This is a genomic window from Porifericola rhodea, assembly GCF_030506305.1.
Classification (GTDB): Bacteria; Bacteroidota; Bacteroidia; order Cytophagales; family Cyclobacteriaceae; genus Catalinimonas; species Catalinimonas rhodea.
Genome location: NZ_CP119421.1, coordinates 805,783 through 825,782, shown reverse-complemented (window position 1 = coordinate 825,782; position 20,000 = coordinate 805,783). Strand labels below are relative to the sequence as shown.

18 protein-coding genes and 1 tRNA gene are annotated in these 20,000 nt (G+C 41.1%); 9 read left to right on the top strand and 10 right to left on the bottom strand.

Going from position 1 to position 20,000, the window contains the following annotated elements; all coding sequences use genetic code 11:
• Positions 1 to 14 precede the first annotated feature (14 nt).
• Together ligA and PZB74_RS03550 are read right to left on the bottom strand one after the other, a co-directional pair.
• A complete protein-coding gene (gene ligA, locus PZB74_RS03555) occupies positions 15 to 2,033 on the bottom strand; it encodes an NAD-dependent DNA ligase LigA (protein WP_302240834.1) in 2,019 nt (672 codons plus the stop codon).
• 103 nt (positions 2,034 to 2,136) lie between these two features.
• Entirely contained in the window at positions 2,137 to 3,177 is a 1,041-nt protein-coding gene (locus PZB74_RS03550) for a potassium channel family protein (protein ID WP_302240832.1), read from the bottom strand.
• A gap of 376 nt (positions 3,178 to 3,553) precedes the next feature.
• Between PZB74_RS03550 and PZB74_RS03545 the strand changes: the two genes are divergently transcribed.
• Positions 3,554 to 3,961 carry a DUF4783 domain-containing protein gene (locus PZB74_RS03545; protein WP_302240831.1) on the top strand — a complete coding sequence of 136 codons (408 nt, stop codon included), beginning with the start codon at positions 3,554 to 3,556 and terminating at the stop codon, positions 3,959 to 3,961.
• A 54-nt stretch (positions 3,962 to 4,015) separates the two neighbouring features.
• On the opposite strand, the gene alaS is transcribed toward PZB74_RS03545, so the two are convergent.
• Positions 4,016 to 6,643, bottom strand: coding sequence for an alanine--tRNA ligase (gene alaS / locus PZB74_RS03540; RefSeq protein WP_302240829.1), 2,628 nt, complete (start codon positions 6,641 to 6,643; stop codon positions 4,016 to 4,018).
• Between the two features lie 159 nt (positions 6,644 to 6,802).
• Between alaS and PZB74_RS03535 the strand changes: the two genes are divergently transcribed.
• From PZB74_RS03535 to PZB74_RS03525, 3 genes are all read left to right on the top strand, one after another.
• Positions 6,803 to 7,777: a M23 family metallopeptidase gene (locus tag PZB74_RS03535; protein WP_302240827.1), complete on the top strand. Its 975-nt coding sequence runs from the start codon at positions 6,803 to 6,805 to the stop codon at positions 7,775 to 7,777.
• A 151-nt stretch (positions 7,778 to 7,928) separates the two neighbouring features.
• Positions 7,929 to 9,692, top strand: coding sequence for a 2-succinyl-5-enolpyruvyl-6-hydroxy-3-cyclohexene-1-carboxylic-acid synthase (menD, locus tag PZB74_RS03530; protein WP_302240825.1), 1,764 nt, complete (start codon positions 7,929 to 7,931; stop codon positions 9,690 to 9,692).
• Positions 9,693 to 9,712: 20 nt separating this feature from the next.
• Positions 9,713 to 9,928: a hypothetical protein gene (locus tag PZB74_RS03525; protein WP_302240823.1), complete on the top strand. Its 216-nt coding sequence runs from the start codon at positions 9,713 to 9,715 to the stop codon at positions 9,926 to 9,928.
• 7 nt (positions 9,929 to 9,935) lie between these two features.
• Here the strand turns inward: PZB74_RS03525 and PZB74_RS03520 are convergent, their stop codons facing one another.
• Together PZB74_RS03520 and mnmA are read right to left on the bottom strand one after the other, a co-directional pair.
• Positions 9,936 to 10,694, bottom strand: a complete 759-nt coding sequence (locus PZB74_RS03520) for a hypothetical protein (RefSeq protein ID WP_302240822.1) — start codon at positions 10,692 to 10,694, stop codon at positions 9,936 to 9,938.
• Positions 10,695 to 10,898: 204 nt separating this feature from the next.
• A complete protein-coding gene (gene mnmA / locus PZB74_RS03515) occupies positions 10,899 to 12,098 on the bottom strand; it encodes a tRNA 2-thiouridine(34) synthase MnmA (protein WP_302240820.1) in 1,200 nt (399 codons plus the stop codon).
• A 237-nt stretch (positions 12,099 to 12,335) separates the two neighbouring features.
• On the opposite strand from mnmA, the gene PZB74_RS03510 reads away from it, so the two are divergent.
• The 3 genes from PZB74_RS03510 to PZB74_RS03500 all read left to right on the top strand — a co-directional run bounded on the left by PZB74_RS03510 (position 12,336) and on the right by PZB74_RS03500 (position 14,364).
• Positions 12,336 to 12,893, top strand: a complete 558-nt coding sequence (locus tag PZB74_RS03510; RefSeq protein WP_302240818.1) for a hypothetical protein — start codon at positions 12,336 to 12,338, stop codon at positions 12,891 to 12,893.
• 100 nt (positions 12,894 to 12,993) lie between these two features.
• The gene (locus PZB74_RS03505) at positions 12,994 to 13,371 is read left to right on the top strand and encodes a hypothetical protein (protein ID WP_302240816.1); all 378 of its coding nucleotides are present in this window, start codon (positions 12,994 to 12,996) and stop codon (positions 13,369 to 13,371) included.
• Positions 13,372 to 13,437: 66 nt separating this feature from the next.
• Positions 13,438 to 14,364 carry a ThuA domain-containing protein gene (locus tag PZB74_RS03500; protein ID WP_302240815.1) on the top strand — a complete coding sequence of 309 codons (927 nt, stop codon included), beginning with the start codon at positions 13,438 to 13,440 and terminating at the stop codon, positions 14,362 to 14,364.
• Between the two features lie 49 nt (positions 14,365 to 14,413).
• Here the strand turns inward: PZB74_RS03500 and PZB74_RS03495 are convergent, their stop codons facing one another.
• The 3 genes from PZB74_RS03495 to PZB74_RS03485 all read right to left on the bottom strand — a co-directional run bounded on the left by PZB74_RS03495 (position 14,414) and on the right by PZB74_RS03485 (position 16,856).
• A complete protein-coding gene (locus tag PZB74_RS03495; RefSeq protein ID WP_302240812.1) occupies positions 14,414 to 15,082 on the bottom strand; it encodes an endonuclease III domain-containing protein in 669 nt (222 codons plus the stop codon).
• A gap of 34 nt (positions 15,083 to 15,116) precedes the next feature.
• Entirely contained in the window at positions 15,117 to 16,490 is a 1,374-nt protein-coding gene (locus PZB74_RS03490) for a deoxyguanosinetriphosphate triphosphohydrolase (RefSeq protein ID WP_302240810.1), read from the bottom strand.
• A 293-nt stretch (positions 16,491 to 16,783) separates the two neighbouring features.
• Positions 16,784 to 16,856: transfer RNA gene (locus tag PZB74_RS03485), tRNA-Met, on the bottom strand.
• 93 nt (positions 16,857 to 16,949) lie between these two features.
• On the opposite strand from PZB74_RS03485, the gene era reads away from it, so the two are divergent.
• Entirely contained in the window at positions 16,950 to 17,834 is an 885-nt protein-coding gene (era, locus tag PZB74_RS03480; protein WP_302240808.1) for a GTPase Era, read from the top strand.
• 63 nt (positions 17,835 to 17,897) lie between these two features.
• On the top strand, positions 17,898 to 19,205 hold the full coding sequence (der, locus tag PZB74_RS03475) for a ribosome biogenesis GTPase Der (protein ID WP_302240806.1): 1,308 nt from the start codon (positions 17,898 to 17,900) through the stop codon (positions 19,203 to 19,205).
• A 9-nt stretch (positions 19,206 to 19,214) separates the two neighbouring features.
• Here der and PZB74_RS03470 read toward each other — a convergent pair whose 3' ends face one another.
• Complete coding sequence (locus tag PZB74_RS03470) at positions 19,215 to 19,490, bottom strand: hypothetical protein (RefSeq protein ID WP_302240804.1); 276 nt, start codon at positions 19,488 to 19,490, stop codon at positions 19,215 to 19,217.
• A 34-nt stretch (positions 19,491 to 19,524) separates the two neighbouring features.
• Positions 19,525 to 19,947: a hypothetical protein gene (locus PZB74_RS03465; RefSeq protein WP_302240802.1), complete on the bottom strand. Its 423-nt coding sequence runs from the start codon at positions 19,945 to 19,947 to the stop codon at positions 19,525 to 19,527.
• Positions 19,948 to 20,000 lie beyond the last annotated feature (53 nt).

Genomic DNA, 20,000 nt, shown 5'->3' with positions numbered 1-20,000 from the left:
AACATGGTACAACACTATTTTTGTGTATTCAGCATATTTAAGAAATCTTGCTCAGAAATAATTGAAATGTTCAAACTTTCTGCCTTTTTGCGCTTGGCAGGGCCCATATTTTCTCCTGCCAGCAAGTAATTTACCTTACCAGAAACAGCAGAAACCACCTGGCCGCCATTAGCTCGTATTTTCTCTTTTATTTCTTCCCGGCTAAAAGTGGTAAATACTCCTGAGACTACAAATAACTTACCCTCCAGAGCGCTACCTTCGCGGTACTCTTCTTCTTCTACAATTTCAAACTGTAAGCCAGCTTCTATTAACTCCTCTACAATATCTCGATTGTCCTGATCACCAAAAAACTGTTGAATACTCTGAGCGATGCGTTCTCCAATTTCTGGTACGTTGATGAGTTCTTCAAAAGAGGCAGCTTCCAGCTTACGAATATTTCCAAAGTGGCGCGCTAACTTTTCGGCTACGGTTTTTCCTACATACCGTATACCCAGGGCAAAGAGCACATTCTCGAAAGGAACTTTCTTGGACTCCTCAATACCCTTAAGCAGGTTTTGAGTAGATAGATCTTTGAATCCTTCCAGCTCAAAAATATCATCATAGCTAAGCTTATACAGATCGGCAGGAGTGCGTAACAAGCCATTCTCGTAGAGTAAAGATACAGTTTCTTTGCCCATACTATCAATGTCCATTGCTTTACGCTGTATGTAGTGTTCTATCCGGCCTTTGATCTGGGGGGGGCAGCCTTTAATATTAGGGCAGAAATGTTGAGCCTCTCCTTCCTTTCGGATAAGCGCAGTCTCACATGCCGGGCAATGTTGTATATACTCCACCGACTGGCTGTGCGCTTGCCGCTTGCTCACATCTACCCCCGTAATTTTAGGAATAATTTCCCCTCCCTTTTCTACATAAACTGTATCGCCTAAGCGGAGATCTAGCCGGGCTATTTCGTTGGCATTGTGCAGAGAAGCTCTCTTTACAGTAGTTCCTGCCAACTTTACTGGCGAAAGATGGGCTACGGGCGTAATTGCTCCGGTACGACCCACCTGATAATCTATGTCCAGCAACTGAGTGGATGCGCTCTGAGCTTTGTACTTATATGCTATAGCCCAGCGAGGACTTTTAGCGGTAAAACCGAGTATCCGCTGTTGTTCGTGACTGTTAACTTTAATAACGATGCCATCAGTATCTACAGGTAGTTCCAGCCGCTTATCTTCCCACTCTTTGATGTAGCGAAAAACCTCATCAATATTTTTGCAGGCACGATACGTTTTTGAGATATTAAAATTCCACTTTTCTAACTGAGCTATAGCTTCAGCATGAGTAAAGATAGGAAGGTCTTCACCCACCATGGCATAGAGGTAGCAATCCAGCTGACGTTGTGCCACCACTGCTGAGTCCTGCATTTTTAAAGTACCAGAGGCGGCATTTCTAGGGTTAGCGAGCAGGTCTTCTCCGGCTTCCTCTCGCTGTCGGTTAATTTTGTTGAAAGATTCACGAGGTAAGAAGGCTTCTCCTCTTACTTCAAAACGCTGAGGCAAGTTATCTGCCTTTATGCTAAGTGGAATGCTGCGTATAGTACGTGCATTGTGAGTGATATCATCGCCCCTGGTTCCATCTCCACGGGTAGCCGCTCTTACTAAATATCCATTTTCATATAGCAGGCTAATTGCTACACCATCAAATTTTAGCTCACAGAAATACTCATAGTCCTCATTGTTGAGGCCTTTGGCTACTCTTTTGTCAAATTCTGTAAGTTCTTCGCTACTATATGTATTACTTAAAGAAAGCATAGGGTAGTCGTGAACTACCGTATCAAACTCTTTAGTAACAGTGCCACCTACTCTTTGCGAGGGAGAGTCGGGGTATTTGTATTCAGGAAACTCATTTTCCAGACGAATCAGCTCCTCCAGCATTTGGTCAAATTCGTAATCAGAAATTTCTGAAGTGCTTTCCTGATAGTACAGCTGATTGTGGTAATTGATCTGTTGACTTAGGTCTTCAATTCTTTTTTTTGCTTCCTCTGCTGTCATTAGGGGGCTTTTAGTAAAGGCTACAAATCTACTGGATTTAGCGGCAAATTAAAAGCTATGCTTACCTGGCAAGCATAGCTATCTGCTGAGGTTAGTAAGCGTATTAGCCGAAGATTTTCTTAAAAGATGCAATATTTTGAGCGGTACCAATAATGATCATGGTATCTCCTTCAGTAATTTTCAGGTCGCCAGATGGAGTAACGGTAAACCCGTTTTTTTTGCTTTTAAACCCAATTACTGTAGCCCCAGTACGCTTACGGATATCCAGGTCCATGATAGACTTATCTTTAAACTCATCTTTAAGCTCATTGTATGAGAAGTCTTCCAGCTTAAGGTGTTCGCTACTTAATCCATTGAGCAGGTTCAAAAATTCTATAACCTGTGGTTTCGTGATCAGTTGTGCCATATGTGCACCTCCTATTGCGTCTGGCATAACAACCTGGTTGGCTCCGGCACGGTAAAGCTTTTTTGCCGTACTCTCTTCGCTGGCTCGCGAAATAACTGTCACATTTGGGTTAAGCTCACGGGCAGTAAGCGTTATAAAAACATTATCTGCATCGCGGGGTAGGGTAGTAATAATGGCTTCTGCCCGGTCTATACCTGCGGTATGCAGAGTATCGTCACTTGTGGCATCTCCTATGATGTATTCAAAATTGGAAACCCGCGGAAAGCTATCTGCCAGCTCAATATTTTTTTCTATAAGTATAAATGGCCGCCCGCTACTGAGCAGTTCCTCACAGGTTTTAGTGCCATTACGGCCGAATCCACACACGATGATATGATTTTGCATACGCTGTACCCTTTTACTTATCATGTACTGATGATAAATTTCTTTAAACTCACCCTCTACAATATAGGTAGTGATAATACTAATCGCATAAGCGAAGATGCCCAGGTTAAATATGATATAAAAACTAGTAAATAAGCGCCCATTGTCCGAGAGAGTTTGCACTTCGGTAAAGCCTACGGTAGACAAGGTAATAATAGCCATATAAAAGGCTTCCAGCATAGAATATTGCTCCAATGTAATGAAGCCGATCATACCTATAACTACGCTAAATACCAGTAGGGAAAGGCCCAGGGTAATACGCCCAAGTTTTATTTTCTTTTGCCCAAATTTGCGGATGGCATTACCAGCACTCATAAATATGAAAAGATATGCCTCTACTGAGGAGTTACACAAGCTCAAAGATACGGCTTGCGCTAAAACTACCAATGCCCCAGCCTGATTGCGAAGGAGTATTATTGAAGCCTGATAAATTTTAAAAACAAAAGTCAAAAAATATTATATATTGCTAAATTAACATCATTCAGGATAAATTTTGTGTTCTATCAACAGATAGCCTATTCTGAAAGAAAGGGGCTGTCTAAGGTCAAAAAAACTTAAAAAATAGGACCTTTAACGAGCTGATCTTTAGGGAAATGAAACAGGGCGAGAAGAAGATGAAATTGAATTTTTTTAAGCCCAGGGTCGTTGGCACAGTTTTGGTAAACAAAACTGTAAATTTTGCAGTAACTTTATGAATGTAAAGATCATTAGAGCGTTTGCAATTACTTTCCTCTGTTGGATGATGCTGGGAACAGCATACTCAAACGCGCAGAATGAAGTAATTAACAACGTGAGGGATGCTTTAAAGACAGGAAGCTCCAGAGAACTGAGCAAGTATTTAAACAATACTGTAGAGATCAGTATCAATGGAGAAAAGGCTAGCTATAGCCGAAATCAGGCTGAGTTTGTATTGAAAGACTTTTTCAATAAATACCCTCCCCAAGGCTTCCGTTACGTACACCAGGGATCATCTAAGGAAGGAATCAAATACTCTGTAGGAACCTTTACATATGATCGGGGTGAGTTTCGTGTATTTATGCTGATCAAACAGATCAGTGGAGCCTACGTCGTTGATAAAATTGATTTTAGCGAGGAATAAAAAAAGAGTGACCAGTTTAACCAATCACTCTAGTACGGTAAGTAGTTATCTTAATTATTGAATCTTTTCTTCCAGCATTTCTTTTGCTTGTATTAATACCTTATCCAGGCCACTTACATCTTTTCCGCCAGCAGTAGCAAAGAAAGCTTGTCCTCCACCACCTCCTTTTATGTTTTTCGCCAAGGCTTTTACCATATTGCCAGCGTGTAAATCGTGAGTGCTAATTAGAGCTTCATCAATAGCCATAGCAATCTGAGGTTTGCCATCAATGTCTGCCGCTAACACCAACACCAGTTTATCTACCTGGTTTTTAAGATCAAAGCTGAGCTTCTTCAGCATATCAGCATTTGGTAAAGACACTTTGTCTACAATTACCTGTACATCGCCTAACTGATAAGCCTTTGCCAGAATATTATCTTTTGCATTGAGCGCCTCTTTTTGCTGCATAGTTTCAATACTTTTTTGCAGCTGGTTGCGCTCACTAACCAAATTCTCAATCGCTTTCTTAAGATCTGCCGGATTTTTGAGGGCTTCTTTTAACTCTTTCAGAAGGTCTTCCTGCTCGTTTACATATTTTTCAGCGGTATCTGCTGAAATAGCTTCAATACGCCTTACTCCAGCAGAGATAGAACTTTCAGAAACAATCTTAAAAAGACCAATATGGCCAGTTGCAGGAACGTGGGTACCTCCGCATAGTTCTAGTGAGTACGCCCTATCAAAAGCAATTACCCGCACAAAGTCTCCGTACTTTTCTCCAAAGAGGGCTGTAGCTCCCATTTCTTTAGCCTCTTCCATAGGTACGTTACGCATCTCTTCCAGCGGGATATTAGCACGAACTTTCTGATTTACGATATGCTCTACCTGTCTGATTTCTTCTTCGGTCATTTTGGCGAAGTGCGAAAAGTCAAACCTGAGTAGTTGGTCGTTAACCAGTGATCCTTTTTGCTGCACATGGTCACCCAGTACCTGTTTGAGCGCCGCATGAAGCAGGTGAGTTGCACTATGGTTGTTCATAGTAAGCATACGCTTGCTTTCATTGACTACGCACTTAAAAGTAGCCGCAGTATCAGCAGGAAGATCTTTGGCGTAATGAATAATTAGGTCGTTTTCTTTCTTGGTATCTATTATGTAAGTTTTATGGCCATTTGCCTCTATATAGCCGGTATCTCCTACCTGCCCACCCCCTTCGGGGTAGAAGGGGGTACGATTAAGCACCAGCTGATAATAGGCTTTCTTCTTTTCAGAAACCTGACGATAGCGCAGAATTTGAGCTTCGGTGTTCAGTTCATCATAGCCTACAAACTCAACTTCATCCTCTTTAACTACAACCCAATCTCCGGTATCCATAGTAGCTGCGCCTTTGGAGCGCTCTTTCTGCTTGTTCATCTCCTGCTGAAAGCCCTGTTCGTCTATTGACAGTCCTCCTTCGCGTGCTATCAAGGCAGTAAGATCCAGAGGAAAGCCGTAGGTATCATAAAGCTCAAAAGCTACTGCACCAGGAATAACTTTTGTTTCCTGATACTCTTGCTTAATCAGGTCTAACTTACGAAGGCCTATTTCTAAAGTACGAAGAAAAGAGGCTTCTTCTTCCTGTACTACTTTAGTAACAAAGTCGTTCTGTGCTTTAAGTTCAGGGAAAATCCCTGCAAACTGCTCAGACAGATGAGCTACCAAACGATATAAAAATGGTTCTTTAAAATTGAGGAAAGTATAGCCATACCTTACAGCACGGCGCAATATTCTACGGATAACGTAGCCTGCTTTATTATTAGAAGGAAGCTGCCCGTCAGCAATTGCAAATGAAATTGCACGGATATGGTCTACTATAACTCTGAGGGCAATATCAGTCTCTTTTTTACTGCCATACTCCACTCCGGCCCAGCCAGAAACCTGCTGGATAAGTGGGGTAAAAACATCAGTATCATAAGTAGAACCTACATTTTGTATAGCCATTACTAGGCGTTCAAAGCCCATTCCGGTATCTACATGTTTGGCAGGCAAGGGCTTAAGTTCGCCTGATGCCTGACGGTTAAACTGCATAAATACCAGGTTCCATATTTCTACTACCTGCGGATGATCTTCATTAACTAGTTCTTTGCCAGCCTGCTTATCTACTTCTGCCTGTGGTCGTAAGTCTATATGAATTTCCGAACAAGGTCCGCAGGGCCCCGTATCTCCCATCTCCCAGAAGTTGTCTTTTTTGCTTCCGTAGAGTATGCGGTCTTCATCAATAATCTCTTTCCAAAAGTCGTAAGCCTCCTGATCTACATCTAGCTTATCGCTTTCGTCTCCTCCAAAGACCGTAACGTACAGGCGTTCTTTAGGAAGCTTATACACTTCGGTAAGTAGTTCCCAACCCCAGGCAATAGCTTCTTTTTTGAAATAATCACCAAATGACCAGTTTCCTAACATCTCAAACATAGTATGGTGATATGTATCTATCCCTACTTCTTCAAGATCGTTATGCTTACCGGAAACTCTTAAGCACTTTTGGCTGTTTGCTACTCGGTTATTAGGGGCAGGTTTATTGCCTAAAAAATAGTCTTTAAACTGATTCATCCCCGCATTCGTAAACATTAAGGTTGGGTCGTTTTTTGTTACGATAGGAGCAGAAGGTACAAACTGATGCTTCTTGCTTTCAAAAAACTGTATGAATGTTGTTCTAATTTCCTGAGAATTCATTATAGACGTAATTTTTCGGCGTAAACGCATGATATGAAATAGTGAAAACTTCGGATATTGCCATGTTTTATAATATAAACCTATATCAATTGATCTACGTATCTCCGTTTCCACATGCTTATAAGGGACAAAATTAAAGATTAGAAACCAGCATTAACAATGTCTAAGATAAAATATTATTACGATACCGAAACCTGCAAATACGAGCGTATTCGCGTGAGCAAGTGGGATGTATTCCTTAACGTACTGGGATTTCTATCACTGGTTTTGGTAGCCGGGATTTGTCTAATCATTGTTTTTGATTCTTATTTTGAATCTCCCAAGGCTGCCCGCTTAAAGAAAGAAAACGAAGAGCTTCAGTTTTATTACGACATGCTTAGCAAAGATATGGAGCGTGCTCATACAATGCTGGAGTCTTTACAGGATAGAGATAATCATGTGTATCGCACCATATTTGAGGCAGAGCCCATTCCTGTATCTGTAAGAAATGCCGGAGTAGGGGGGGTAGAACGCTATAAAGAACTATTGGAAGATGGGTTGGAGCGTGAAGAGCTTATTCTCAATACCCGAGAAAAGGTAGATAAGCTAAAGCGACAGTTGTATATACAGACCAAGTCGTACGATGACCTGCTGAATATGGCTGAAGATAAAACAGAAATGTTAGCTTCTATACCTGCCATTCAGCCAGTTTCTAACAAAGAACTCAGGAGGTTAGCCTCTGGTTTTGGTATGCGTATGCACCCTATTTACAAAGTGAAAATGATGCACCCCGGAGTTGATTTCTCAGCACCGCAGGGTACGCCTATATATGCTACAGGTGCTGGAAAAGTAATTACAGTGAAAAGTTCTTTTACTGGCTATGGTAAGCAGGTAGAAATAGATCATGGTTTTGGTTATGTAACCAAGTATGCTCACATGTCGGACTTTAATGTAAAAGTTGGGCAGACAGTAGAGCGAGGGCAGTGCATAGGGTATGTAGGAAACTCTGGTACTTCTACCGCACCTCACCTGCATTATGAAATTATTAAGGACTCTCAGAAAGTGAACCCTATTCATTTCTTCTATCAGGATATCACGTCTGAAGAGTACGAAATACTGGTACAGCTGGCATCTATAGAAAACCAGTCGCTCTAATTAAACTTAATATTATTGTAGATACAAAGAGGCTTCGGCCTCTTTTTTTATTCCCTACACTATAAAAATTAAGCTTTGCTAATTCAGCAAAGATTGTCAAACTTGCCAGCGCTTTGTAGAGTTGAATTAGCAAAAAGTAAAAGCAATAGCTTTGATACTACCATCTATAATCAATACAGTTCAGATTTGTGCTCGGCTAGGGGTAAGGCAGGCTATACTATCTCCGGGCTCGCGATGTGCCCCTTTATCTATAGCGTTTGCCCGTCATCCGCAGATTCAGACCCGCACTATGAGTGATGAGCGTTCTGCTGCTTTCGTAGCAATGGGTATAGCCCGACAAACAAGAGAAGTAGTAGTATTGGTATGTACCTCGGGCTCTGCAGCGTATAACTATGCCCCTGCTATTGCGGAAGCCTATTTTCAGCAAATACCACTCCTGGTACTTACGGCTGACCGCCCCCCAGAATGGATTGATCAACTGGATGGGCAGACCATTCGCCAGCAGGATATCTATGGAAAGCACATTAAAACGAGTTTTCACTTTCCTGTAGGACAGTCTGCAGCAGACCAATGGCATGCGGGTAGAATGGTATCCGAAGCTATTAACACCAGTACAGGTTATCCTCAGGGGCCTGTCCATATTAATGTGCCTATACGTGAGCCTTTTTATCCAGAAAAAGGAGAAGAGCTAAAATTTGACGATACCATAAAAGTAATTCAGCAGCAGCATTCAGCTTACCTGCTTTCAAATGACATAAAGGATGTACTGAGTCAAAGCTGGCAGAAAAGTGGTAAAAAACTGATTGTGTGTGGGCAGGGGCTAAAGGATAAGGCGCTGAGTAAAGCATTGCTGAAAATAAGTCATGAACATCATATTCCAGTGGTGGCAGATATTATCTCTAACAGGCATGATGTAGAAGGAGCACTTAAGCATGCTGACGTATTTTTAGCTCAAAAAGATGAGGGGCTGCTTCACGAATTACAGGCAGATCTACTTATAAGTTTTGGACTGTCTGTCATGTCAAAAAACCTAAAATTATACTTGCGTAAGTTTAAACCAAAACAACACTGGCACTTGCAAGAGTGTGGCCAGGCAGCCGATACATTTCAATCTCTTACAAAATTAATTCACTGCTCTCCATTAAGCTTTTTTGAGGCTATGCGTGAGGTTGGAGCTCAGAACGATATGGCACAAACTCAGTTTGCTCAAAAATGGAAAACAGAAGAGAAAAAGGCAGTAACTTATATTAAGAGCCTTTTTTTGGGAGTAAACCATGATTTTTCTCAGCCCAACGAGTTTCAGGCAGTACAAACTGTTGTGGCAACGTTGCCGGACCACAGTAATTTACACTTAGCTAATAGTATGTCAGTGCGCTACGCTAACCTAATAGGTTTGAGTGATAAACAGGCAGGAGTAGAAGTTTTTGCCAACCGGGGAACTAGTGGTATTGATGGTAGCAACAGCACCGCAGTAGGGTCTGCTTTAGCCTGCGATAAGCTGACTGTTCTACTGACTGGAGATTTAGCTTTTTTCTATGATCGCAATGCTTTCTGGCATAACTATCAGCTGCCTAATTTGAGGGTTGTATTGCTGAACAATCATGCAGGTGGCATATTTGGAATGATTGACGGACCGGCACAACAGCCTGAGTTGGAAGAGTATTTTGAAACCCGGCAGAGGCTGGAAGCAGAAAATACCGCCAAAGATTTTGGAATGCAATATCAGCGTATAGAACTCAAAACCCAGGCAGACGTAGAACTTTTGCGAGAAGAGCTATCAGGTCTGTATAGAAAAGACTCTGAGCATGCCAAAATTTTGGAAGTGGTAACCAATACGAAAGCGAACGCCCAGGTATTTAAAAGCTACAAAACGCTAATTAACCAAAACTACGGTTTAGAAAGTAGTTCACATTAATACTATAAAGCAAGTACACAATGCCTATATCATTTGATAATATTAGAATAGGGAAAAAATATTTTTTGACAAATTACGGAGAAGAGTCAGAGTTTGAAGTATTAGAATGGCTTGGAGAGGACAACTACAAATTAAAAGATCTTACCTCTCTGGAAATTTATACGCTAAATGATCTGATTAAGTACGGTGTATCTGATGATTTTGATATTTATGAGATTAGGAGTACCAGAAGATAAAAGGAGGCTATAAAGACCCTCCGTATACTGGACATTGGTTCATGTGATCTTTAATTTGTTCTGTGCTGAGGTACACTTTCTTTTTGTAAATCTTGTACTTGTTAGATGCTGTAGAGTGTTTAAGCACATGTTCTTCCCAGGCAATAGCCTGCCAGCCCAGTCCTCTTTCAATAGTAATCTTGTCTACTTTATGCTCAAGCTTGGCTCTGGCCTTTTTACTGAACAAATACTTAACTCCCAACCATAAAATATTCAGGCCACTGCGTTCAGAGTAATCAATAATGTGTGCATACTCATGTCCAATACCTCCTAACTGAGCATTGAAAGGAAAATCTTCAAAGAGTACGCCTTCTTGCTGCTTTACTTTTTTGTCGATAAAAATATTATATGTGCGGTTCTCTCTGCCTCGGAAAAGGCTCCAGAAACGTGGGCGGGCAGCTAAAGAGGTCTTAGTATCGGCATAGATAAATCTAATCTTGGTGTTTTGTAACTCAGGATAGTAAGAAAGGGCAATCAAGCTGGGTAGCAAAGCCTGCTTCAAAAAGTTTTTGTTTGATTGGTATTTGTCCAGCAGGTCTTCCTGATAGTGAGAGTAATCTTTGCGACGAAAGATTTTTTTAGGAATTGCCAGTTTATGTTTCTCTATGTATGAAATTTCATTGTCGGGTTCGGCAGGAGAGTTAGCGGTAAAGCTTGATGATTCAGATTGAGCAAACGCATTTAACCATATAGTGCTGATTAACAGCAGTAGAATAATTTTCTTCATAAAACATCAATTAAATAACAGAATCCTGCAGAAAAGTCAAGTCACTTCTCTAAATATAATCAAGAATTGTTACAAAATGTTGCCGGCTCAACGACTGAGGTTTACCAGTGATGTACTGTTAGGAAAGTATCTGTACTGCAACAGACAAAAAAATAATACTTAGGGCAAATGGTAGGTATATACTTAAAAAATAAAGTTCGGGAGCTATGCTATCACTCCCGAACCGATAAGTTCATCATTTTGATACCAGGCAGCAAATTGCCCTTTGGCAATGCTTCTTTGTGGGCGGTCAAATACTATGTATAGCCCTTCTTCGGCCTGAATGAGTCTGGCTTTTTCCAAAGGCTGACGATAACGAATACGTACCTGATATTCGGTAGATTCACCATTTTTTAGCTTAAGGTCTTCTCTTATCCAATGACTTTCTTCCTGACTCATAAAGAGCGCAGAACGGTATAGTCCGGGATGATCGTCTCCCTGGCCGGTGTACACAATGTTATTCTCTGTATCGATAGAGATGATAAACAAAGGTTTTGGTGTTCCGCCTACATTGAGTCCTTTACGTTGCCCAATCGTATAATAGTGCGCACCATTGTGGTCTCCAACTACCTTACCCATATCGGGTGTATATTCAAAAGGGGCACTCAACTCAGATAAAGATAGCGGTTCCTCTTCGGCTGTACCTGCCAATACTAACGATTTTTGATAAACAGGAGCATCGGCAGCTATTTCTACAATTTTGCCTGGCTTAGGCTTTAGTTTCTGCTGCAAAAACTCTGGCAAACGAACCTTACCCACAAAGCACAAGCCCTGAGAATCTTTTTTGTCAGCGGTGACCAAATCCTGTTCTCTTGCGATAGTCCTTACTTCAGACTTTTGCAGTTCTCCGATCGGAAAAAGCGCCTTGCTCAGCTGCTCCTGATTGAGCTGACACAAAAAATAGCTTTGGTCTTTGTTATTGTCTTTACCTGCCAGTAAATGATAGGTAGTACTGCCGTCAATATTTGCAGTTTCCGACTTACGGCAATAATGTCCTGTGGCAACATAGTCAGCTCCCAGTTTCAGCGCAGTTTTCAGGAAAATATCAAACTTAATTTCACGATTACAAAGTACGTCAGGGTTAGGCGTACGTCCCCGCTCGTATTCATAAAACATATAATCTACAATGCGCTCCTTATATTCTTTACTCAAATCAATAGTCTGGAAGGGGATACCCAGCTTCTGCGCAACAATGAGGGCATCGTTGCTATCTTCTACCCAGGGGCACTCACGGCTAATGACAACACTATCGTCATGCCAGTTCTTCATAAAAAGGCCAACCACATCATAGCCTTGTTCTTTCAAAAGATAGGCGGCGACACTAGAGTCTACTCCACCTGACATACCTACTACTACGCGTTTCATAATACTTAATACCCTATGTGAGAAAAAAAGGTTCGCATAAATTCTAGTATGATAATGCTGCCAACCCTTTAGTTTATTCGCCAGTATCCTGAGCTGAAAAAGAACTACAAAAATAAGGCTAATAAATAACTAGGCAAAGTAGGACGTATGGCACTGTAAATTCTGCATTAACAAAGCTTGCTCTACTGCGTTTTTCTCCTTAGCATCAAATGTAAACTTAGCCTTTGCTTAAAGAGTATGGATAAAAACCTATTTGTTAAAGCCAGAGAAAAATACCGCCCTGACCATATTAAAGTTCTTTTTATCACGGAAGCGCCACCTGCCGAGGAGAGAAATCGTTATTTTTATTATGAACATGTACGTAGAGGAGATAGTCTCTTTCTGGAACTGATTAAAGTTCTGTTTTCTGAAGAGGTAGAAGCATTTGAGACCGTTAAAGCAGTACGAAATGAAAAGGCATACTTTCTGGAGCGTTTGCAGGAAGAAGGCTATCATCTTATGGGAGCCGTAGATACACCGCTACCAGGAGCTACAGCAGCTACCCGTATCAAAATCTATCGTGAAAATCTGCCGGGTCTTATTAAAGAGATACTGCACATAGCGAGACCCAACACACCGATTGTACTCATTTCCGCAGTAGTGTATAAAGCAATAGGTGAGGCTTTGAAGGCAAGCGGCTTTCAGGTGATACACGATGACATGATTGAGTTTCCTAATTCCGGGCAACAAATCAACTTCAGAAGAAAGCTAAAACCTTTACTTAGGGAGCATCAGCTGCTTCCAGCACCTCTGTAAAATAGTAAGTAATGAAGCAGAAACAGTTTGGTAGTAAGCATATTTCGTGACTGCTTGTATAGCATGAAAATGAACCTCTTATACTATAAATACAAATGATATGCCTTATAAGAACCTAGTACATTTACATAATGAACATCGCCATTGGTTAAATGAATTTGACCTTTATCAGGATGAAATTAAGTACTTTCAGCATCAGTTGGCAAAAAGAAATCCACACATTACAGAACAGGAGGATAAAGAAGAATCCAAATATTTTAAAGAACAGTGGATTAAAATTTTAGCGAAAATAGATGATTTCAGGCACAAGGTATATGCACACGAAGCCAGGCTGTATCAAAAACTAGAGCTGGCTAACCGTACTAAAAATCATGTAATTACGGATGAGGAGCACCATATCGTAAAAGGGGAGATGGAAGAATTTTCGCTACAGTACAAATCTCTGAAAATTCGTTTTCAGGAGTTTGTTACTAAGTAGGATGTCAGGGTTGTAAAACTCAGTTACGTGCTATAATTTGTACGCTTGTGCAACTCTAGTACTCTTATGAAAAATACTACACGCCGTCAATTTATTCAGCTGATGGGAATATCTGCCGCTTCAGCTCCATTTTTTCAGTTTACAACCGCCAGAAAAAATAAGCCTAAAGTGCTGATTCTTACCGGACAGAACAATCATACCTGGAGAAGGACCACCCCTTTAATAGAAGATATATTAGAGGAGAGCGGAAAGTTTGACATTACACTTTCTATGTCTCCTGCACCAGGGGCTAAAGAAGCGGAGTGGGTTACTTGGCAGCCAGATTTTAGTGAGTATGATGTAATTCTTAGCAACTACAATGGGGAAATGTGGCCAGAGCCTATTCGCAATAACTTTGAAAGCTATATTAGTAAGGGGGGGCGTGCACTGATGATACACGCAGCCAACAATCCTTTTGAAGGTTGGGAAGAATATGAAAAGATGGTAGGTCTGCTTTGGAGAAACAAGGATGGGGGTACACGTATCTATTTAGAGGAAGATGGTACTGTAGTAAAAGTACCCGCCGGTGAGGGGCCTAATGCCAGCCACGGAAGAGTACACGATTGGACTATCACTACTCGTGATGCCAGCAACCCTATTATGAAAGGCTTGCCTACTACCTGGTTGCATGCTCATGATGAGTTGTATCATGGCCAGCGAGGACCAGCAGAGAATATGAATATTATTGCTTCAGCTTACTCTACGGAAGAGAGCGGTGGTACTGGCAAACATGAGCCAATGGTTTGGTGGATTCCTTATGGTAAGGGTAAAGTGATGACGTTTTTGCCCGGTCATTTGTGGCCTACTCAAAAAGAAGATACTGCTTTTCGCTGTGTAGGCTTCCGTACATTGCTTAATCGTTCAGTAGAATGGATGGCTACAGACAAAGTCACAATAAAAGTACCTTCAAACTTCCCTACGGAAACAAAAACCAGTGTGTTGCCCTCAAGTTAACAGCAGTTTACCTTCTGGCTGTCTTCAATAAATCTACTTACTGGACTAACTACTGGTACTTTTTAACGCCTCTCTGCTCACACATACTGTTTAGGGTACACTGAGAGCAGAGAGGTACTGTTCCTCTGCAAACATGTTTCCCAAAAGGTACAAGCAGGCGGTTGATTTCTACACTGTATTTTTCTGGTAATTTTTGCTGTAGAGCGAACACGCTTTTTTCTGGAGAATTTGCCTCTATATAGCCCCACCGATTGCATACTCTATGTACATGAACATCTACTCCAATCCGCATCTGTCGGCATGCTATACCCAATGCCAGATTTGCGCATTTAGGTCCTACTCCTTTAAAATTTAGCAAGGTGTCAAAGTCTGCTGGTAAATCTCCTTGGTACTCATCTATAATCGTTTTGGCAATAGCTAAAATCTGTCGCGATTTGCTCTCATAAAAGGTACAGCCCTTAATAAGCCTATCAATTTGGGCCTTGCTGAGTTTGCTTATTTCTTCTGGCGTACGGGCTTGCTCAAACAATTTAAGAGCTGTAGGTACTGTCACTTCATCATAAGTACGGATAGAAATTATGCAGGCAACCAGCTGCTCAAATAGTGAGGTGTAACCCTGATCATAAAGGTCAAAAAGAGCGGCCTTCGGAAGGTCTTTCACTTCTTTTCTAAGTAATACAAATGCTTTTTCTATGTTAAACGCTTCGTTTTTAGGCATATACCTAAAATAGCTGTTCACTCATAAATGTTTACTAATGTAACTCCGGTAGCGATATTCCTTTGATATGCCGGAAAAGATCTACGGCATAGAGGTCAGTCATCCCAGAGATAAAATCTACAACCAATTGTACCTTTTCGTACAAGCTAACCTCATGCGAGGGCTGAAATTGCAAAGGTAATAACCTTAGAAGCTTTTTGCTCTGATGGCCTTTCATACCTAGCACCGCAGGTACAAATTCTTCCAGTAACCCTCCAAGAATTTTGTATCCCGCAAGCTCTATTTCTACTACGGGGCGGTAGTTGTAAATGCGCTCTACAGATTGAGCCTGTAATGCGCGAAAAGCTTCTGCCAGAGTGCCGCTCAACTCTTCAAGCAGGCTTTTTTCATACTTTCCAGCCAGAATGGCATCTCTGTTTCGCCAGAAAATATCGGCACATTCATTAACCAGGCGGTTTATCGTTATGGCTCTTAGGTAGCCTATACGCTCATTAAGGTCTTTGATTTTAAGTGCATTACTTCTGTACTTTTTGTATTGCTGGGGCTGATCTCCAAAAAATTCCAAGAGTTGCTGGTGCGCTTCTTCAGTACTAATAATTTTCAGACGATGAGCGTCTTCCCAGTCAATTACCTGATAGCAAATATCATCAGCAGCTTCAACAAGGTATACAAAAGGGTGTCGTACATAGGCTAAAGGCTGGTCAGAGGTAGGTTCAAGCTGTAAGGCTTCAGCAATTTTTTTGTAGGTATTAATTTCTGAGTGGAAGAAGCCAAATTTATTTCTACTTTTTAGCTCTTTATTTAGGCCAATAGCCGACTCACAAGGGTATTTTACCATAGCAGCCAGAGTAGTGTAAGTTAGTCGCAGGCCACCCACACTTCTTTCTTTAAACTGATGGGTAAGGAGGCGGAGTCCATTGGCATTACCCTCAAAATTTGTAAGGTCTTTCCACTGGCTCATATTTAGTTGCCCTTCCAACTCTTGCCTTAATTCTCCTGCTAACTCATTAAAGTAAGTAGAAATTGCTTTCTCTCCGGAATGGCCAAAAGGTGGGTTTCCAATATCGTGGGCAATGCAAGCGGCACTAATTACCGAACCCATTTCGTTACGATAAAAGTGTGCAAACATTGTGTCTTCCTCCGCATGTTCATCTGCAATACGATGCCCTATAATATTACCCAGCGAACGGCCAACACAGGCTACTTCCAGGCTATGTGTAAGTCGGTTATGGACAAAAACACTTCCGGGAAGAGGAAATACCTGGGTCTTATTTTGTAGCCTGCGGAAAGGAGATGAAAATATGAGTCGGTCATAATCCTGCTGATAAGGATTACGTATCATATCATGAACGGTGTCGCGCTCTTCTATACCAAGACGAATAGGAGAATACAGGTGGTTCCAGTGCATAGTCAGCTTAGTTTACTCAAAACTGTAGTTTTAGCATAAGATGCTTAGAATGCCTGAAAATGCAAAATTACAGTTGGAGGAGGTTGCATGACACTCGTACTTTGTTTTTCCTTTATTAATCTTCTGTAAAAGATATTTTTATTCTAAAAGCAATAGAAAAGCAAACGAGCTATAATACTTGTCAGAATTTATAAACCGAAAATGTGCTTGGTTTTTGGGCTTGCTAATACACAGGGAGTACAGAAAAGCATGGACATAAAAAAACCTGAAGTATTTACTTCAGGTTAAATAAGTAGCGGGGACAGGACTCGAACCTGTGACCTTCGGGTTATGAGCCCGACGAGCTACCAACTGCTCCACCCCGCGATATATATTTTTAAACGTCTTTTCCGCTTATGAGGATACAAAAGTAGGTGGTTTTGATTAAAAATCAAATATCTTTGCAAAAATATTTTCAGTATGGAAGAAAAAGTACACAAAGCCGGTTTTGTTAGCATAGTAGGAAAGCCAAATGTGGGCAAATCTACACTAATGAACCAATTGGTAGGGGAGCGGTTGTCTATCATCACATCTAAAGCACAAACAACCCGGCATCGTATTATGGGTATTATTAACGGTGAGGATTTTCAGGTAGTCTATTCCGATACGCCTGGTATACTCAAGCCAGAGTATGAGTTGCACCAATCCATGATGCGATTTGTAAATGTAGCTTTGGAGGATGCAGATGTGATACTTTTTGTAACTGACCTGTATGAAAAATATCAGGAGGAAGAACATATTGAAAAGTTAAAGCAGTCGGGTGTTCCGGTAATTCTGGTGATGAACAAGATAGATCTGGCTAAAGGCTCTCAGGCAGAAGATAAGATGGCTTATTGGCAGGAGATTCTTCAACCTGAAGAGTCCATATTAATTTCTGCACTTGATGGTTTGAATATCAGTGCGGTTTTTGAAGCCATTTTGAGACGTATTCCTGAGCATCCACCTTATTTCCCCAAAGACGAACTAACTGACAAACCTGAACGTTTCTTTGCTGCTGAAATTATACGCGAAAAAATATTTAAGAACTACAAAAAAGAAGTGCCTTATAGCTGCGAAGTGGTTATAACAGAGTTCAAAGAAGATGAAAAAATTATTCGTATGCGTAGTGAGATTTTTGTTGAGCGCAAAAGTCAACGGGGTATACTGATAGGTAAGGGCGGAGAAGCTATTAAAAAAGTAGGTATAGAGGCCCGTGCCGAACTAGAAAAATTCTTTGATAAGCAGGTGTATCTGGAGCAGTTTGTAAAAGTTTCTCCTGATTGGCGAAAAAAGCAGGCGAAACTTCATAATTTTGGCTATCATTAATAACAGTGCTGCTGCTGTTTACGTATTCATTAGTTTTTCAATCAACTCTTTAACAAATATCAAGTGTCAAATATAGTTGCGATAGTAGGAAGGCCAAATGTTGGCAAATCCACCCTGTTTAACCGTTTGATTGAACAGCGGAAGGCCATCATGGACGATGTAAGTGGCGTAACCAGAGATCGTCATTACGGATATGGCGAATGGACTGGTTTACATTTTACAGTGATTGACACTGGGGGCTATGTAGCCAATTCAGATGATATTTTTGAAGAGGCCATACGTGCGCAGGTACAATTGGCAATAGATGAAGCTTCTGTTATACTATTTATGGTTGATTGTGAAACTGGAATAACAGATCTGGATCAGAACTTTGCTAACATTCTTAGAGGTACACAAAAACCCCTTTTTATTGTGGCTAATAAGGCAGATAACCATGAGCGATCATTTATGGCTTCGGAGTTTTACGGGCTAGGTTTAGGAGAGGTATTCCCTATATCTTCAGTAAGTGGTTCTGGTACAGGTGATCTTCTGGATGCTGTAGTGGCACACTTTCCAGAAGATGATGATGAAGACCCCGAGGCAGGAGTGCCTAAACTGGCTATCTTGGGAAGACCCAATGTAGGTAAGTCTTCTTTCCTGAATGTATTGCTCGGTCAGGAGCGGAGCATCGTTACTGACATAGCCGGTACTACACGCGATGCCCTGCATTCTCGATACAATCTGTACGGTAAAGATTTTATTCTGATAGATACAGCAGGCCTAAGAAAGAAAGCAAAGATTTCCGATAATATTGAGTTTTACTCTACTATCCGTAGCGTACAGGCCCTGGAGGAAAGCGATATCTGCATTATCATTCTGGATGCACAGCGAGGAATGGAAGCCCAGGATATCAATATTGTACATCTGGCAGACAAGCACAAAAAAGGGGTGCTGATTCTGGTAAATAAATGGGACCTTATTGAGAAAGATACCAGTACTGCATTAGAGTACAAAAAGCAGATAGAAGCACGTTTGGGAGAATACAATTACATTCCAATAGTGTTTACGTCTATGGTGAAAAAGCAGAGAGTTTTTCAGGCTATAGAAAAAGCATCAGAAATTTACGAAAACCGAAAGCGGCGTATCAGCACTTCTAAACTTAACGAAGTACTGGGGAAAGATATAGAACACTATCCGCCGCCCTCAGTCAAAGGTAAATATATCAAGATCAAATACATTACTCAGCTTCCTACCCAGACCCCTACGTTTGCGTTCTTTTGTAACCACCCCAAGCTGGTTAAAGCCGCCTATAAAAGGTATCTGGAAAATAAAATACGTTCTCATTTTGACTTTGAAGGAGTGCCAATCAGAATATTCTTCAGGCAGAAGTAGGCTCTTAGCCTACTCCTGAGGTGGGGTGAATTCGTAAAGTTCTTTATTTAGCAACATATAACCGTGAGTATAAGTCGCGGTCTCGGTGCAGTTCTCATAAATGTGTATTCCATCAACTACTGACCACTCATTATAATTCGGATCGTATGCGTAGAGGAAGTCCTTTCCCCCTTTGTCTTTATAGGTCTGAGCTCTGCCTACGTAACCCTTTCCGTTAATTGAAAATTCTATACTAAATCCATTATTGTAGCCTGGAAAATCTTTCATTTGCATCCAGGTATCCATTTCAGGCTTGTACTGCCAAAATTTATTTTTTTTGTTAGATGTAATCACACCTCCGATATATCACTCTCGTTCTTTCCGTGTGAGAGAGTAGGTTAACATTGATGCTTGTGATATCTTCTACATCGGAGAGCGCAAATAGGGTAAGATGAGCCGCAGACTTTTCACCTTTTACTTCATCAAAATAGAAACCATCCGCTTGTAACTGTACAAAATTGTATTGCAGTTGAATGCCTTTCAAGCTGAATGCTCCTTTATTATCCTCAATCTGGGTCGTGAAATTCTTACCGGTAGCAGTGAGGTTGCTATCCAGTTCAGACACTGTAATAGCGGTACCATTGATGAACGGCCCCTTTTGTACATAGCCGGATAGATCAACTGTAAACTTAGAATCCACTGCTACCGCAGGAGCATCAATAACTTCCTTGTCCTCGCGGCAGCTGAAGAAAACAAATAGCATGAGAGATATATAAAGTAGTGTTTTTTTATATTGTATTATGTAAGGGGGTACAG